Origin of the sequence: Streptomyces sp. 2-1 (assembly GCF_048564895.1) — a bacterium.
Classification (GTDB): Bacteria; Actinomycetota; Actinomycetes; order Streptomycetales; family Streptomycetaceae; genus Streptomyces; species Streptomyces phaeochromogenes.
Window position 1 is genome coordinate 11,276,487 of record NZ_CP183383.1, and the last position, 15,881, is coordinate 11,292,367.

A 15,881-nucleotide genomic window follows, 5' to 3' on the forward strand; every position below is an offset into this window, starting at 1 on the left:
AACGAGCGAACCTGAGACGACCGTTAGAGCCTGTGAGGCAACCAACGTCCGTTGTGGATGGTGATGTTGATCATCGATGTCTTGATGGGCGGGTGGATGGGTGGGTGCGTCGCGGTGAATCGTCCGCGCCGCTGTCCGTCGGACACCTCGGATACCGAGTGGGAGATCATCGCGCCGTACATCCCGGTCAGAGGCGCTCGGGCAGGTGGCGGCGGGCGCCCGGTCCTGTATCCACGGCGGGACATCGTGGCTGGACTACGACGGTGATCTGCCGGTGTTGGAAGGCACTTTGATCCGCCTCGTCGTGGACCACCTGCCGAGCGATAGTGACCCGAGACCGTTGTGGTTGTGGTCTTCACGCGTGGGCGCGTCATCCGCGTATGTAGACCGGTTGTGGCAGATGTTCTTGTGCCGCTTCGGCCTTGAGTACAAGTTCAGGTTTTTCAAGCAGACCCTCGGCTGGACCGTGCCGAGGCTCCGCACCTTCCCCCGCGGTATCGCGGGATCTGCGCCGGCCGTGGGAGCGCCCCGCTCCCGCAGGTCGGCTCACCCCGGCACGGGTCCGTCGAGGGTTTCGGAACCTCCGCGCGAAGACCACCCCCGACCGGCCGGTGCGCCGAAACCCACTACTGCCGGTCCCGGATGCCCATCCGGCTCGAAGAACCGTTGGCCCGCCAACCGCTACGACGTCGGCAGAACCACCAGACGGGGCACCACGCTTCAAGTGGTTCAGGCGCTCGCCGCGGTGACGGCGGGAGCCGCAGGTGTTCGGCGCGTGCTGGGTCTCGTGGTGTCCGACGCGCAGGCCCTGACTGCTGCGGTGTCCGCGCCGAGGAATGGCCGCCGAGCCTCGAAGCGGTGCGGGGCGGAACGGCATTGCGGTCGATGACGTGTCCGCGGGTGAGGGCCGGTTGGGCCTGGGCTGAGGGCCTTGTCCCACCGCGAGTCGGCAGGGATCATGATCGTGTGCGACGCCGAGAGGGACTCCATGAACTGCTCTCATGTGCTGGACTCGCGGTTGTCGAGGACGTGTTCCCGGGCAGCCTGTTCCCGCCGGAGGCCGGCTGGCGTATCGCGCGGGGGATCGCGGCGCCGGACGGCGCGGTCCGGGAGGCGCTGGACGCTGAGTGGTGGCGCCGCCTTTCGGGTGACGACGGCGAGTTCCTGGTGGCCGTCCTGGGGCATCGGATCGGCGGCAACGACTCCTGGTGGACCCGGGTCCGCTACGCCGGCGGCGGTGTGCCGGGGCTGACCGGCGCTCCCGGGTTCGTGGCGCTCTCCCTCGACGGGCAGGTGCTGTTGGCGGAGGTGCCCGGCGCGGACGGGCCTCGGGTGACGGCCCTCGACCGACTGCCGGAGCGGCTGGAGGAGGCCGCCGAGGTTGCCGGGCTCGAGACGGAGGTTGAGCGTGCCGAGCTGTGGGCGGCGGTGCCCGGCCGGCCGGCATGGCCTTTGCACTGGGCGGAGGGGATCGGGTCCAATCCGGCCGCGCCGGACGAGCTGCTGATCCGGCTGCTGGATGTGGAGGTGGGCTTCCTGCACGGCTGCGACCGGCCCGCCGTACTCGACGCCGTCCTGGCGCATCCCGATCCGCGGGTGCGCTCAAGTCCGGCGGACACCTTCCGGCCCAAGCTCACGTCCGGTCAGTGGGTACGCCTGGTCCGCGCCGAACCGTCGCCGAGCCGGCGCGTGCTCTGGGCCGAGCATGCCTGCGCTTGGGGCGTCGAACTCCCCGGGGACCTGTACGACGACCTCCTCGCCGGCTCGTCCCGCGCTCAGGCCGCCGAACTCCCGGGGCTCCCTGCGCGCCACCTCTCCAGCCTCGTGGCCGACGCCGATCCCCGGGTGCGGGCGACTGCCTGCGCACGGTGGGAAGACCTCGCCGCGCCGCTGCGGGAGCGGCTGCTGGCCGACACCGACGACGTGGTGCGTACGGCGGCGCTGCTGGCACACCACACCGGTGTCCCCATGCCCCGTGAGGTCTTTGCCGCGCTGGCGGCGCCCGGGCGCGCGCTCGAACAGTGCCGTCTTGCGCCTGAGTTGGAGGAGGAGCTGGTCCGGGACGGGGACGCGGAGGTACGCCGAGCGCTGGCCGCCAACCCGCGGCTCAGCGCCCACGGCGTCGCCGTCCTGGCGCAGGACCCGTACGACGACATCCGCTCGGCGGTGGCACTGCGGCCCGACCTCGACGAGGAGCAGCGTGCCGCGGTGCGCTACGACTTCGACGCGACGTCGATGTCGCGCACTCTGCCCTGGGTCGCGGCCCTGCATGGTGACGCCGACGCGATGCGCCGCCTCGCCGTATCGTCCCATCCGCTCATCCGCCGAAGCGTGGCCCGTGCCCGGCATCTTCCACCGGACGTCGTGGAGCGTCTGGCGCGGGACGAGGACCGGACGGTCCGCCTGTTCCTCGCCGAATCGTGCGATGACGCGCCGGCCGAGATGCTGCTGGAGGTCTGGCGCTGGTGGGACGGCAGCTTCAGCCACCCCGGCCGGCCCCGCAGCCACCCCAACTTTCCCCGTACGGGCCTGCTGCGCTACACCGCCGACCCCAGCGGGCGGATGCGCCGCCTGGTCCTGGACGATCCGGAGTCGACACCAGCCGACGTTGCACGTCTGGCCCGGGATCCCGAAGCCGAGGTGCGCCGCCGCGCGGCCGAGGACCCCCGCCTGTCACCGGCCGACGCGGTGCGGCTGCTGAACGACCCGGCGGCCCACGTCCGCGGGACCGTGATACGCAATCTGCGGCTGCCTGCCCGCGTGCTTGCCGGGCTGCTGCACGACCGCGACACGGCATGCGCGGCGGTCACCAATCCGGCGATCCCGGTCCCCGTCCTGTACCGGATCCTGGCCGAGGCGGCCGCGGCCGTGGCAGCCCGGCGGTGAACACCCCCACCTCGCGGGGCGGCCGTGGGGTCTGGCTCCGAAGTCCGGCAGACCGCCCCCAGGGCGGCTCGGGTTGGGCTCTGGCAGCGATCACGGGAAGCTGTCACGGTTGGTGAAGGGCGTTACCGTCTCGGTCCCGTGACGGCGTAGGCCGTGGTGCCGACGACCGTGAGGACCAGGGCCGTCCAGGTGCCCGCTGCTGTGCCGGGAGGCAGCAGCATCCATGTCGCCACTTCCATCGGCGCAGTCGTCGGGGGCGGGGCGAAGAACGAGAACAACAGCCAGGCGAACGGCAGCGTCCATGAGTACTGGCCGCTCGAGAGCGCCGCGCCCAGGGCGACCAGTCCCATCAGGCCCGCGCTGTCCCGGACGACGAACGCGGTGGTGGCCATGGGCGCGCCCATGGTCTGTACTGTCAGCAGCGCCGCGGCGACGACCGCGCCGGCGAGCAGCACGTGCGCCGCTCTGCGGGGCATCCAGCGGATCGCGGCCGTCCGGTCCAGCGCGAGGTCCTGCCCGCCGAGCCCGATCGAGAAGGCCATCGCCCCCGTGGCGAGGACGAGCACGGGCACCCGCGGATCACCGGGTCCCGCGCCCTCGTCCCGGGCGAGTGCGCACACGGCTGCCACGCCGATCACCAGCGCGGCGAGTGACGCGGGTATCTGACGCGAGCGGGCGTACAGCGTCAGCCATCTCACCGGGACGCACCGCCGGACAGCACCTCGAACGGGTCGCCCTCGCAGGAGAGCGCGGCGGAGCGCATTGCGTTGATCCGCGAGAGCTGCCCGGCCCGGGGAAGCGCCTTGAGTTTCTTCCACACCGGGCGGGTCTCGGATTCGACCTCGTGGCGCATATTTGCCGGCGTGCCGCGGAGCGGCTTGAGGTCCCCGAGGACCCAGCCGGCCGCGATGGCCTGCGCGTATTCATCTCCTCCGAAGCCGCTCCAGCCGACGGGGGTGCACCCTGGCACCATGCCTTTGGCGATCAGGGCCCGGGTGAGCTCCTCGCCCTTCGCGGCGGCGACGATGTCGTCGTCGAAGTCGAGGAGTACGGTCTTGCCGGACCACCGCGGCGTGGAGCCCTCGGGCAGTACGGCGGTGTTCTCCCGGATCGAGACCGGCGCCTGAGCGCCCAGGGAACCGTGCAGCAGGCGCAGCGCCTCCTTGCCGGGGCCCGCGAGGTCCGCGAGTCGTGCCTGCTGCGTCTTCGTCACGCACACCGGGCCGTCGCACACCGGCTCCGCGGCGTCCTTGTCGACGACGTACATCCGGCCCGGGTCGGCGGGGAGGACGAGCAGGGCGATCGCGGCGCCCGCCAGGACGGGCGTCAGGGCGGTGAGCCGGGCGCGCGGGGTGGCGGCGACCAGCAGTGCGAAGCCGGTCGCGGTCATGCCGAGCAGCCAGAGCGTCTGCCCGAGGTGCACGGAGGCGGAGAGCGTGACGAACGCCTCGCGCGCCTCTTCCACTGTCGGTGACAGCAGCGAGATCCGGTTGGGTTCCGTGCTCGTGAACCCGTCCGCGGTGTCCGTCTCCGTCCGGCCCAGCGACATGTGCATGAGGGCTGTGAACACGAAGGCGCCCATGGCCAGCGCGGGTGGGGTGAGCGGGGACGGCAGGGCGCGCCCGGCCCCCATGCCCAGCACGGCCCCCGCGACGAGGAAGAGCGCCCCCACCAGCGAGATCGGCAGCCATCCGAGGTGCGTGTACTCGGTGTGGGCGAGCACCTGGACCCCACCCACGAGGACGAGGAACGCGAAGGCCGAGGCCAGCGTGATCGCCGTCGCGCCCACCAGGGTGGCCGCGCGGTGCCGGGCGGGCCGCGGGGTGCTCGTCAGCAGCTCGGACATCTTCGAGCGGTGGTCGCGCAGTCCCTGCAGCGCCCCGAGCCCGACGGCGAGCGGCCACAGGTAGAACAGCAGGGAGCGGGTCCACAGGGCCAGTGGTGTCCACTGGGCCGTCCACGCCGTGGTGCCACTCCACCAGGCGCCGTTCAGCAGGTACAGGAACGCCAGCGCCGGTACCAGGACCACAAGGCCGGCCCATGGGGCGACCGAACGCCTCAACTCGATACGCAGGACGCGGCTGTTCACCAAGTGCCCCTTCCTTGCTCGGGGTTGAGCAGCAGGGCCGAGTAGCCGCGCTCCAGCGGGCTGTCACCCACGTGTTCGGGGCCGCCCGCCGAGGCCAGTTCGTCCGGAGGGCCCTGGAAGACCAGCCGGCCCTCGGCGAAGAGCACCACGTCGGTGCAGGCGGCGGCGACGTCCTCCACCAGATGGGTGGAGACGAGCACACAGGTGTCCGTACCCAACTCCTGCAGCAGCTCGCGGAAGCGCAGCCGCTGCGCCGGGTCCAGGCCGACCGTCGGCTCGTCCAGGAGCAGGATCGTCGGGTCGTTGACGATGGCCTGGGCGATGCCGACCCTGCGCACCATGCCGCCCGACAGGGCCTTCATCCTCTCGTCGGCGCGGTCCGCCAGACCCACCCGCTCCACGGCGCGCTGCACCGCGGCGGGGATGTCGGCTTTGGGTACCTCCTTCAGCCACGCCATGTACTCGACGAACTCGCGCACCGTGAAGCGTTTGTAGTAGCCGAACTCCTGCGGCAGGTAGCCGATCCGGCGGCGTACCGCACGGTGCTCGCCCATGCCGCCCACGGATGCGCCGAGCAGTTCCAAGCTGCCCTCGGTGGGGCGCAGCACGGTGGCCAGCGTCCGGATGAGGGTGGTCTTGCCCGCCCCGTTCGGGCCGAGGAGTCCGTGGACGCCGATGCCCAGCGACAGGTCGAGGCCGTCGACGGCCATCCGTTTCCTGCCGACCCTGACCTTCAGCCCGGTGGCCTGGATCTCCCAGGCGTAGGCCGTCGGTGCGATGTCGGCCGCGCTCACGGCGGACGTCATGTGGTGTTCCTTTCCCATGTTCTTTCCGATGGTCATCGATGAGCTCCCAGCACGGTGTACGCGCCTCTGCGGGCGATCACGACACCGATGCCGAGTGCGAGGATCAGCCCCCACGCGGGCAGACCGTCCGTCTGCAGGGCGAAGGTCGTACGGCTGGTGGCCAAGGTCGGTGCCACGACCACGGCGGCCCAGACAGTGGCCAGCACGACGGCGGCGCGGGTCACCCCGACGACACCGCCGAGCGCCAGCGTCGTGGCTGTGAAGGCCAGGCAGGGCAGCAGCCACTGAGCCACCATCACCCCTGTCGCCCATCCGCCCACCAGCAGCGCCGGGACGAGCACGGCAAGCACGGACGCGGTGCGCCGCAGCACCAGATAGAGCCCGGCTCTGGGCACGGAGGCCGTCAGTTCGTACGCCGGGTCCAGACCGCGCGACCACGACACCGCGACGCCGAGCACGGGCAGGATGGGCGCGAGCAGCAGCACCAGCGAGACCTCGCCGGGGCCGGTGTGGGACAGGTCGAGCAGCAGGGCCAGCAGCGTCACGCCCACGACCATGGCCAGCCACGGCACCATCGTGGGCGTCATCCACCTCGACAGCGGCGCCGACCAGCGCCGTCGGCGCGGCATCGTGGCAGTGACCGCGAGTTGGGGCTCGAGGCCGGACCACACGGTGTCGAGGAGCGACGCCACGGCGGGCACCCCGGCACCGACAGCGGCAGCCAACCGGTCACGGCACACCCGGCACATCTCCAGATGCGCCTCCACGGCCCACACCTCGTCGGCGGAGAGGTCCCCGCCGCCCCGCACGTACCCCTCAATGATCCGCTTCGACGCGTGTTCGATACTCATGCCAGAGCCCTCCGCATCTCGATACGGGCCCGGCGGGCACGGGTCTTGACCGTGCCCTCGGGCAGCCCGAGCAGGACCGCGGTCTCCCGGACGGACAGCCCGTCGAGCACCATCGCCTGCAATACCTGTCTCAGCTCCGGAGCGAGGCACCGCAGCGCGTCCCCGACCTCACCGCCGACGGTCCCCGCGAGCGCCAACTCCTCGGCGGCGGGAGCCACGTCGGGCGGAGCGGCGGCCGGTGGCAGCTGCGCGTGGTGCGCCCTGCGCCGGAACGCGTCGACGAGGCGGCGCGCCGCGATCGTCCACAGCCAACCGGTGGCCGTCCCCCCGACCGCGGCCCCGGCGAACGCACCCGCCGCGCGCCACACCGCCAGGTAGGTCTCCTGCATGACCTCCGCGACGATCTGCTCGTCCACACACCGGCGGCGCAGCCGCACCGCCATCCACGGCGACGTACGCCGGTACAGCTCTTCGAACGCGGCACGGTCGCCTTTTGCCACCAGCCGGACGAGACGCTCCTCGTCCACCTCGTGCAGCGCTGCTCTGACTGATCTCACACCTGCTAGACGCCCGGCCCGGGCGACAGGTTTTCCCATCACCGTGATCCACGTCACACAGGGAACTTTGCTGTCGTGGGCCCTCGGGCATCGTGGGTATCAGCGGTTCGGCAAGGGCCGAACTGCGGATCTGCTGGACGTGGCCGACCGGCCCGTTGATGTCGCGCCGGACGCTGCTGGTGAGGCCCTGGCCGGTGGGGCCGAAGGCGACAGTGGTGTCCAGGCCGGTCCAGCGGCCCTCCGGCTGCCCGTGGAGATGGACGGCCAGCCGAGGTTGGGGAACATCCAGGCGGTGGGGGCTGCCGTACGGCGATGCCGTTGGCGGTGTCGACGAGGGTGATGCAGGACGCGTGGTTCTGTCCATGAGCAGGGGCAGCACTCCGACAGCGGTCCGGGAGGTGTCCGGCCGTCGGCGCCGACGGCCGGATGTTCACGGGTGCGGGCAGCGCTGGGCGTTTCCCCGGTGGGCCGAGTGTGGCGGGGTCTCAGCGCCAGTCGTCGATCACGTAGGCGTCGGGATGGCTGTAGCCGGGTTCGTTGGGCCTGTGCATGGTCACGCCCTGCAACCAGGTGCGGAAACCGCGGTCGATCATGCGCCGGTACGCATCCGGGCGGCCCAGGTTCATCCCGGCGTCCAGTTGACCCAGTCCGCGCTCGACGGCCAGCTGCTCGCACGCGCCAAGCAGTCGTTCGAACCGGTCGGCGGCCTCCGGGCCAGGGCGTACGGCTCCGAACTTGACGAAGCACACGTCCTCTCCGGCCTCCGACCCGGCTCCGCAGTGGCACACGGCCAGGCCGTCGAGCTCGGAGCCGGCGCCCTGGAGCAGGATGGTGTCTCCGAGCCCCTGCGCGTGCGTGGCCACGATCTCGCGCTCCAGGCTCAGGCCCTCGTACACGGCCCCGGTCAGCGCGCGACACAGGCTCAGGGCGTCGGGCTGCTGGGCGGCGGGCAGCCGGCCGTACAGCACTCGGCCGGGGACCGCGGCACTGCCTGCTACCTGCTTCTTCATGATGGCTGTGAGGAATCGGGGCCAGAAACCGTACCGGCGGTAGAGCTCAAGGTGCTTTGGACTGTGCGAGAAGGTGAACAGGCCCAGGTGGCGGTTCTCCCAGGTGTCGAAGCAGTCCATGACCGGCTCCATGAGGCGCCTGCCGACGCCCTGGTCCCACAGGTCCGGACGCACGGTCAGCGGGCCGAAGTACCCGACGCTGCCCCAGTTGACGGCAAAGTTCGATCCGGCGACTTCGCCCTCGACCGTCGCTGCGAAGGCCGCCCGTGGATCGGCCGCCCAGCGGGTGCGGACGTAGTCGGCGGTCCCGAAGAACGTCTTCGGCTCGGGAGCCCCGAGGAACGTCCCGAAGGCGACCCTGAAGATCTCGTCGGCCCGATCCAGGTCCGCCTCACCCAGCGTGCGGACCGACACAGTGCCCGTGCCACTCTTGCGTTCCCCTGCCGGTGGGGTCATCGCTCTCTCCTTCCCGACCCCCTGTTTCATCGCACCACGGGCGTGCGCCACAGGCGAGGCGAAAGGTCCACCGATACTCAGGGACCGAGGACCCGGCCGGTCTGCCTTATCTGTCCGCCGGGAACTGCAGCAGTCACCAGGCCGACTACCGACCGGTCGAACAACGGCAACTACGGATACCGAGGCCCAGGAAGGCCACCCCCTGCCCGGGACGGAGAGTCAGCCGACGGGTGCTGTCCGTTCTCGTGAACATCGACCTCGGCCTCGGGCGGGCGCCTCTCAGGGTGCAGAACAATCCGCCGTCGTGAACCGTGAACAAGGTCCGTGAACAAGACCAGACGCGAGGGGCTGCTGGGTTCGCTGGCGACGGGGGAGAGGTGGGTGGAGATCCATGCCGTTGGCGTACGGCCCGGCGGTGGTGTTGCGAGTACCGAAGCCGAGATCGTGTGGCTGGAGGACATCGACCACCTCGACTACCTACGCCAGAGCCTGGACCGGCTGCCCACATGCAAAGGCCGGCCCGCCTACCACCGCGGCGGACGCACGGTGGGCTAGGTGCTGCTCGGATCCACCGTGAAACCGTCCCGTGCCTCGGGCACCTTCCGTACCGCCGCCTGCGGCTGACATTCGCGAACAGGGCTGCTTGGTGGACAACACGGACTGCCCTGCGCTCGCCGGTTCGTGCGTGCAGGGCAGTCGTGCAGTACGGGAGCGCGTCTACCAGCGCATGCCGAGTTCATCGAGTTCCGCGCGTCGCTCGGGCGTGAGTTTGGTGGCTCTGCGGCGGGTGTTGTCGAGCCATCCGCCCAGCTTCACTTCCGTGCCGTCCTCCATTTGTTCCACATGCTTGCGTCCCGCGTTCAAATGCCCTTCGCGGGTGTGGAATTGGCGGGCTGCGGTGAGGTGGGTGGCCCATCGGTCAGCTTGTGTGCGGCGGGCCGGAGGTTGTTCCGTCTCGTCTGCGGGGGCGATGCCGAGCGTGTTGGCCAGGAGCCATTGTTGTGCGGGGAGCAGCCGGTCCCAGCCCGTGCGCTGCGCGGCCGCCCAGGCTCGGAGGTCTTCGCCCTGCACGACCAGGTCGCCCGACACCGTAGGCAGTGTTCCGCCGGCCCGCAGGTGCGTGAGGGTGAGACGGAAGCTGCGCTGCCATCCGATCTCCCACGCAGGGCACCACCCTGGATCGATCGCGTCCAGCGCCTCCATGCGGCTCCCTGAGAGCTCGCCGACGCTGGAGATTGTTTCCCCGGCGGCGCGTCGTTCGGTGTTCTGGAGTGTCCTGCGGGCCGCTGCGCGCTGATTTTTGGTCCAGGTCCCGATGGGGAAGTCCTCCCAGACGGCCGTGGCAGGTGGGAGGAGGTGACCGTGTACATCAGCCCATTGGCGGGCGACGGTGAGGCCTTCGGCGAACGCGGTGTCCCACGCCGACCACACCATCCCGAGCGTCTCGAGTTCGGAGACGCGCTGGCCTTCGAGGGTGCCGGCGGTGTAGTAGCGGCGCAGGTCGGCGATCCACCGGCCCAGCGGATACCCGCCGACCGCTCCCCACTCGGCCGGGGCCGTGTAGGTGTAGGGCACCCGCAGCTCGCTGCTGCCGGTCTCGCGCAGCCATCGTGTGGCGGCTTCGATGCCGCGCCGCCAGTAGGCGCCTTCAGGGTCGATGACCCGCAGCCGGATGAACTGCGTCAGCGCGAACGGATCCCGCTCCTCGCTGAACCGCAGCACCCCGGCCGCCGGCCCGCTCACCCGCACGACGTCCTCGCCCTGCTGCTCCTGGCCGTCCGCGTCAGGGGCGAACGCACTCTCCGTGTCGTCGGGTTCGGCTGCGGGGCGGCTGTTGCGCAGGCGAGGATCGGCGAGGGCTTCGATCGTCTCTGTGTCGTGTGCCCGGAGAGCTTCCAGGACCTTCGTGAGGGTGCTGTAGGCATCCGAGGTCAGCATGTCGTCCGGATCCTCGTCCGGCCCGAGAAAGACAGGCACGATCAGCGTGGCCAGTTTCCCGGCACCGGGCTGCATCCGCAGCGCGCGCCCGACCATCTGCACGATGTCGACCATCGACCCGCGTGCATCCGCGAAAAGCACCGCATCACACTCGGCGGTGTCCACGCCTTCGCCGAGGACCCGGACGGAGCTCAACACCCGCAGCACGGCGGGAATGTCCTCACCGTGATGCGCTGCCTCTCCGAGGAGATCGGAGGCGAACTCCTCCAGCACCCGCCGCCGGTGAAGGGGCGCGTGCTCCCCGTACAGCCAGTCCGCCCAGACCCGCTCCGCAGCCGGGAACGTGTCGGGGTCGTCCTGTGCCAGGCGCGAGGCGACCGCCGGCACCCCGGCCGCCATCGCCTCCGCTTCCCCGATCCGGCTGTGGAACGAAAGGACCCGCCGGAACCGCTCCTCCACCGCCGCGCGCATCAACCCGGCCTGAACGGCAGCAAGCCGGGCCCCGCGGACCGCCGGGGAGCCGGTGTCCTCGCTCGTGAGGGCGGCGTACAGCTGTGGGTCGCGGATGTCGAGACAGAGCACCTGGTAGGGCGCCACGAGCCCGAGCCGGATCGCCTCCGACAACCGCAGCTTGTACGCGACCGGACCGAACACCGCACTGTCCTCGTCCATGCTTGCCACCAGGCGTGGCCGGTCTGTTTCGGCTTCCCAGATCCGGGCCGTGGCGGTCATGTAGAGCCTGCGCACTGCCGGGATCTGCTGCTGGTCATGCACCGCCGCCCACGGCTTCGCACCATCACCACTGGTCCGGTGCGCCTCGTCCACGACCATCAGGTCCCACACCGGCAAGCCGGCCGCATGAGCCCGCTGGAGGATCCCCAGACCGACCGACGCGTACGTCGCGAAGACCGTCACCGACTCCAGCCCCGACACCCACGCGGCCAGCTCGTCCGGATCGGTCGTACACGGCACCCCGTCGCTCTCCTGCGCCCGCAGCGAGCACACCCCCACCATCGCCCCCCGACGCCCACCACGGCGCCACGCGCGGGTCGTCTGGGTCAGCAGATCGAGGGTCGGTACCAGGACCAGCACACGCCGTGCGGCAAGTCGGCGTGATGCTTCCACGGCGATCAGTGTCTTGCCGGACCCGGTGGCGGCCACCACCTGCGTTCTCAACCCTTCGGAAGGGAGGCGGCCGCCGGCGGGGGACTGGAGGTACCTGGCCACGCTGTCCACGGCTTCGGCCTGATGGGGACGGAGCGTCATACGGGGCATGGGAGCCTTCCCGGGGCGAGCGGCGGTGTCCAGAGCGATTGTGCCCGCCCCCTCCTACGACACAGCCATCCGCACCCGCCGCCCGCGCCCATGACAGGTCCACCGGCGGGTGCACAGCGCCTGATGTCGTCTGTCCAGCCACCGCTTTCAACTCGCTATGCGTGCAGCGAATAGGTGATGAGCCGTGATCGGTATGGTGTGCGGTATGGGTTTGAGTCTGGATGAGCGGGTGCGGTCCGCTGTGGCAGCGCTGCTGCATGTGACCGGCGAGTCGCAGACCAGCCTGGCTGTTGCTTTGGGGGTGAGTCAGGCGCAGGTGAGTCGCCGTCAGTCCGGCACCGCCGCATGGAGTCTGGCGGACTGTGAGGCGGTCGCGGCGCATTACGGGATCACGGCGCATGATCTTCTGGCGGGTCCGACTCGGGCGGCCGAGGCGCTTCCCGCGGAACGTCGCCGTGTGCCCGGCCGCCACGTCCCCGGTGCCCGCTCTGCGGTTGTGGACGGGGGAGCGTGATGGCGGAGTTCGATGCGATCGACGCCCTCCTTGCTGCAGCCGGGCAGGAGGTTCCGTTGCCGCCCGCCGCCGAGCGGCGCTTCCTGCGCGAGGAACTGAACCTTTCTCGTGCCCAGCTTGCGCAGGCTCTGTGCGTGAGCCCGTCGACGGTCGGGGGCTGGGAGGCAGGCCGGGACCCGGGCGGTGAGGTGCGGGAGAAGTACGCGTACTTCCTTGAGGGTGCCCGCACCAAGCTGGATGCCGCCGCGGCTGCCGTCGCCCCCGCCGACGGCACCGTCCCCGCTGCTGGGGGCGCCCTCGTCTCCGGGGATGACGGCCTGGCGGAAGCGGAGGGGACTGTCGGCACGGACGACGCCAACTCCGGCGTCCTGTCCGCGCCTCAGCCGTGTGTGCTGTGCGGGCAGCCGGCCTGGCAGCAGGTCGAGGGGTTCCCGCAGCACCTGGACCCTGCCGAGTGCGGCACGGCCACGCCCGCACCCACCCCGCCGGAGGAGCCCGCGGCGCTCATGAAGGAGCCGCGGCAGCCGGCGCCCGCCCGGAAGCCGGTTCGGGCGGCGTCCGGCGTCAAGGTCGTGCCGGTCGGCCGACGGGTGCTGGCGGCATCCGACACCCCGGACCTGATCGGCTCCGCGGTCGCGGCCGCGCTCGCCGAATACTCCGGCGACGTCGACGCGGCGACCGCCGCGCTGATCAAGCGGGCGATCCCGGACGCGATGGCCTTGTTGGACCACACCCGTAAGGGCGGGCGTTACGACGTGGTCGCACACCCGTGGCTGCCGGACATCCTGCGCAAGCAGAGTGCCCGCGGCGCCGACCAGATCTGGGAGGCCCGCCCGAAGTGGAGCCGCCCGGAACTTCCCTCCGGCGAGCACGAGATCACCGCGCTTGATATCAACGGCGCCTACCTGTCTGCCCTCAAGACCCACCTGCCACTCGGCCAGCTGGAACACACCACAGGTGATCACCACGACCGGCGTCGCGCCGGCCTGCACCTGATCACCCCGCCGGTCTGGGACCACGTTGCTTACCTGCCGGACCCGATCGGCAACCGCGACGAACCCGGCCCTCTGTGGGTGACCGAGCCGACCCTGCGCCTGCTGCTGCGCGTGTCCGGCCCGAAGTACGGCTTGTGCGACCCGCCTCAGATTCACGAGTCGTGGACGTCGGGGGCCACCGAGGGGCTGCTGGAGAAGTTCCGCATCGCCCTGAAGGACGCCCGGGACCGCGCGATCGCCGAGGACGACACGGTCACCCTGGAGTATGTGAAGGCGATGTACTCGAAGTTCGTGTCCACGCTGGGGGAGTCGAACTACAACCGGGAGCTCTACCGCACCGACTGGATGCACCTCATCCGCTCCCAGGCGTTCGCGAACCTGTGGTGGAAAGCCCACCGCGCCTACGACGAAGGCCTGCTGGTCGTCCGGGCGATGGGCACCGACGAACTGCACGTGGCCGGCGACTGGCACGCGGTGTTCCCCGAAGGCCGGGGTGTCACCGAAGTCAAGGTCAAGGACGTCTACACCGTCGGCACCGACCCAGACCAGCCCCCGCAGCCCCCTGAGAACCCCACCTGAGTCCGATCCCCGTCCCGGCGTCAACGGGCGCCGCCGGGACAGGCGATCGCCCCTCCCAAGCCCGTAGAGTGATCCATCAACCCGAGGGATTCGGAAGAGACGATGCCTGAGCGGAACATCGAGTTCGGCAAGTATGGTGCCCGCGGCATCAAGGGCTTCGAAGCCGTCGCGCGTCAGCTGGACGCCCTCGCCGGCTACATCGCCACCCCCGTCACGGCCCGCCGTGGTCTACTCGCCCGGCTGCACTACCTCACCCGCAGCACCCACGCCCGCCAGGCTGCCCGCGCGGCCGGACTGACTGTCACCGACCGCACTCTGCGTGCCTGGCAGGCCGGCACCCGTACACCCTCCCGCCGCAACCTCGCTGCGATCGAGCAGGCGTACCGCACCGTGCGGCGGGAGAACGTCGCCCGCTACCTGACCGCCCGCCTCAACCGTGAAGGCCGCGGCACCCGGGTGGAAATCCACCCGATCAACCAGTCTGCCGTGGACCGGCCCCGCCAGCGGGCGGTGGAGTTCCGCTCGATGAACGTCCGCCGGTGGGACCGCATCGTCGCCGCATGGGCGGCCGGCGACGCCCAGGACCTGGACGACGCGTGGGTCGAACAGGTTGTCGATCTCGGTTCGCAGTGGGGCCAGTACGAGTACGTGACGAACGTCGGTTTCGCCGCCTGACTGGAGGGCCTCGTTATGCGTGTCGGAGTCTGACGACCAATGTCCGACTGATGTGGGATGCGACATCGCCGTGAGACTGGCTACGTTCTTGAGGCCGATTTCTCTTCACCCTGTGAGCGTTTCCAGCTTTCCTGGCGGACCTGCTGTTGCCCGGCCCAGGCTCTCACCGGCTGCTGGGTGGTGGATTCCCTGCTACAGCATGTGATCGAAGATGGTCAGGACGACACAGAGCCGCGAGATGATCGCGTCATGACTGAGATCGTTCTGATGTCTGATCCGAGGGTAGCGGCCGTGTCTGTTCAGGAGTGCGGTGAACGGCTTGTGGATGTGCGACGAGACAGCCTCCTGCTGGTCGATGAGCGGAAGTGGCATGATTCTGCTGGTGCCTTCGCTCGCCTGCGGGAAGGAGTGCTCGACCGGCTCCTCAAAGCACAGGCACAGCTGCCTCAGGGAATGCGGCTGCTGTTCGTCGAGGGGTACCGCCCGCCGACCCTTCAACGTCGCTACTTCGATGAATACGCAGCCCAACTGCGTGCCGAACATCCGGAATGGGCTGCTGAGCACGTCCGTTCGGCAGCCAGCCGTTACGTATCCCCGCCCGAGATCGCACCGCACAGCGCCGGGGCTGCTGTTGACGTGACGCTCGCTGATGCCGGCGGGCGTGAGATTGACATGGGCACTCGTATGAACGCGACTCCGGAGGAGAGTGCGGGCGCCTGTTACACGCAGGCCGACAACATCAGCGACAAGGCTCGCTCCCATCGGGGCATCCTGAGCACTGCGCTCACCACTGCCGGCCTGGTCAATTACCCCACTGAGTGGTGGCACTGGTCATACGGAGACCGCTACTGGGCCTTGCAGACAGGAGCGGCAGTCGCCCGCTACGGGCCCATGGAACTTGACTGACCTCAGACCTCGCAAGGGCCCCGAGCCATGAGTAGTTGCCCTGGGTGCGGACCGGAGAGCTCGGCCTGCACCTGAGGAAATGACACGTTTCCTGAGACGAACTCGCTATGGCATGACGTGAGACAGCTCTAGAAGCGCGGCGAAGCACGCGGCCGCAAGCTCGGTGACATCAGAAAGATCCGCGAGCAGCTGTGCCCCGGCAACCCCGACCACCCCCGAACCATCGGCACTGACCTGGGCCTTGAGACGCAACCCGATAACCTGGACGTAGAGAGCGCCGTCCGGCTGGACCGACAGAATCCCTCAGCAAGGTTCATCGCCCCAGGTCAGGAAGCCTCCTCTCG

At 70.1% G+C, this 15,881-nt stretch carries 12 protein-coding genes and 2 pseudogenes; 7 read left to right on the forward strand and 7 right to left on the reverse strand.

Features of this window, described 5'->3' with window-relative positions; all coding sequences use genetic code 11:
* Positions 1-241: 241 nt before the first annotated feature.
* A pseudogene (locus ACN20J_RS49165) lies at positions 242-709 on the forward strand (transposase); the annotation flags it as partial.
* Between the two features lie 257 nt (positions 710-966).
* Entirely contained in the window at positions 967-2,886 is a 1,920-nt protein-coding gene (locus ACN20J_RS49170) for a hypothetical protein (RefSeq protein WP_419668716.1), read from the forward strand.
* 122 nt (positions 2,887-3,008) lie between these two features.
* Here the strand turns inward: ACN20J_RS49170 and ACN20J_RS49175 are convergent, their stop codons facing one another.
* From ACN20J_RS49175 to ACN20J_RS49200, 6 genes are all read right to left on the reverse strand, one after another.
* Entirely contained in the window at positions 3,009-3,584 is a 576-nt protein-coding gene (locus ACN20J_RS49175; RefSeq protein WP_189845476.1) for a hypothetical protein, read from the reverse strand.
* Entirely contained in the window at positions 3,581-4,975 is a 1,395-nt protein-coding gene (locus tag ACN20J_RS49180) for a hypothetical protein (protein ID WP_419668717.1), read from the reverse strand. Before ACN20J_RS49180 ends, ACN20J_RS49175 begins: the two co-directional genes overlap by 4 nt.
* The gene (locus tag ACN20J_RS49185) at positions 4,972-5,781 is read right to left on the reverse strand and encodes an ABC transporter ATP-binding protein (RefSeq protein ID WP_189845478.1); all 810 of its coding nucleotides are present in this window, start codon (positions 5,779-5,781) and stop codon (positions 4,972-4,974) included. Before ACN20J_RS49185 ends, ACN20J_RS49180 begins: the two co-directional genes overlap by 4 nt.
* A gap of 32 nt (positions 5,782-5,813) precedes the next feature.
* The gene (locus ACN20J_RS49190) at positions 5,814-6,632 is read right to left on the reverse strand and encodes a zf-HC2 domain-containing protein (RefSeq protein ID WP_361900963.1); all 819 of its coding nucleotides are present in this window, start codon (positions 6,630-6,632) and stop codon (positions 5,814-5,816) included.
* On the reverse strand, positions 6,629-7,132 hold the full coding sequence (locus ACN20J_RS49195) for an RNA polymerase sigma factor (RefSeq protein ID WP_214666015.1): 504 nt from the start codon (positions 7,130-7,132) through the stop codon (positions 6,629-6,631). Before ACN20J_RS49195 ends, ACN20J_RS49190 begins: the two co-directional genes overlap by 4 nt.
* 542 nt (positions 7,133-7,674) lie before the next feature.
* Entirely contained in the window at positions 7,675-8,655 is a 981-nt protein-coding gene (locus tag ACN20J_RS49200; protein WP_190231852.1) for a GNAT family N-acetyltransferase, read from the reverse strand.
* Positions 8,656-9,042: 387 nt separating this feature from the next.
* On the opposite strand from ACN20J_RS49200, the pseudogene ACN20J_RS49205 reads away from it, so the two are divergent.
* Positions 9,043-9,207 (forward strand): annotated as a pseudogene (locus ACN20J_RS49205) (DUF6009 family protein); the annotation flags it as partial.
* 165 nt (positions 9,208-9,372) lie between these two features.
* On the opposite strand, the gene ACN20J_RS49210 reads toward ACN20J_RS49205, so the two are convergent.
* Entirely contained in the window at positions 9,373-11,859 is a 2,487-nt protein-coding gene (locus ACN20J_RS49210) for a Helicase associated domain protein (protein ID WP_419668718.1), read from the reverse strand.
* 214 nt (positions 11,860-12,073) lie between these two features.
* Here ACN20J_RS49210 and ACN20J_RS49215 point away from each other — a divergent pair, with 214 nt between their 5' ends.
* From ACN20J_RS49215 to ACN20J_RS49230, 4 genes are all read left to right on the forward strand, one after another.
* On the forward strand, positions 12,074-12,382 hold the full coding sequence (locus ACN20J_RS49215; protein WP_190231950.1) for a helix-turn-helix domain-containing protein: 309 nt from the start codon (positions 12,074-12,076) through the stop codon (positions 12,380-12,382).
* Positions 12,382-13,956 carry a helix-turn-helix domain-containing protein gene (locus ACN20J_RS49220; protein ID WP_419668719.1) on the forward strand — a complete coding sequence of 525 codons (1,575 nt, stop codon included), beginning with the start codon at positions 12,382-12,384 and terminating at the stop codon, positions 13,954-13,956. The genes ACN20J_RS49215 and ACN20J_RS49220 overlap by 1 nt, the downstream gene beginning before the upstream one ends.
* Positions 13,957-14,058: 102 nt before the next feature.
* Positions 14,059-14,631, forward strand: coding sequence for a transcriptional regulator (locus ACN20J_RS49225; RefSeq protein ID WP_190231855.1), 573 nt, complete (start codon positions 14,059-14,061; stop codon positions 14,629-14,631).
* 249 nt (positions 14,632-14,880) lie between these two features.
* Entirely contained in the window at positions 14,881-15,537 is a 657-nt protein-coding gene (locus ACN20J_RS49230; protein ID WP_361998720.1) for a M15 family metallopeptidase, read from the forward strand.
* The last annotated feature ends 344 nt before the right edge of the window (positions 15,538-15,881 follow it).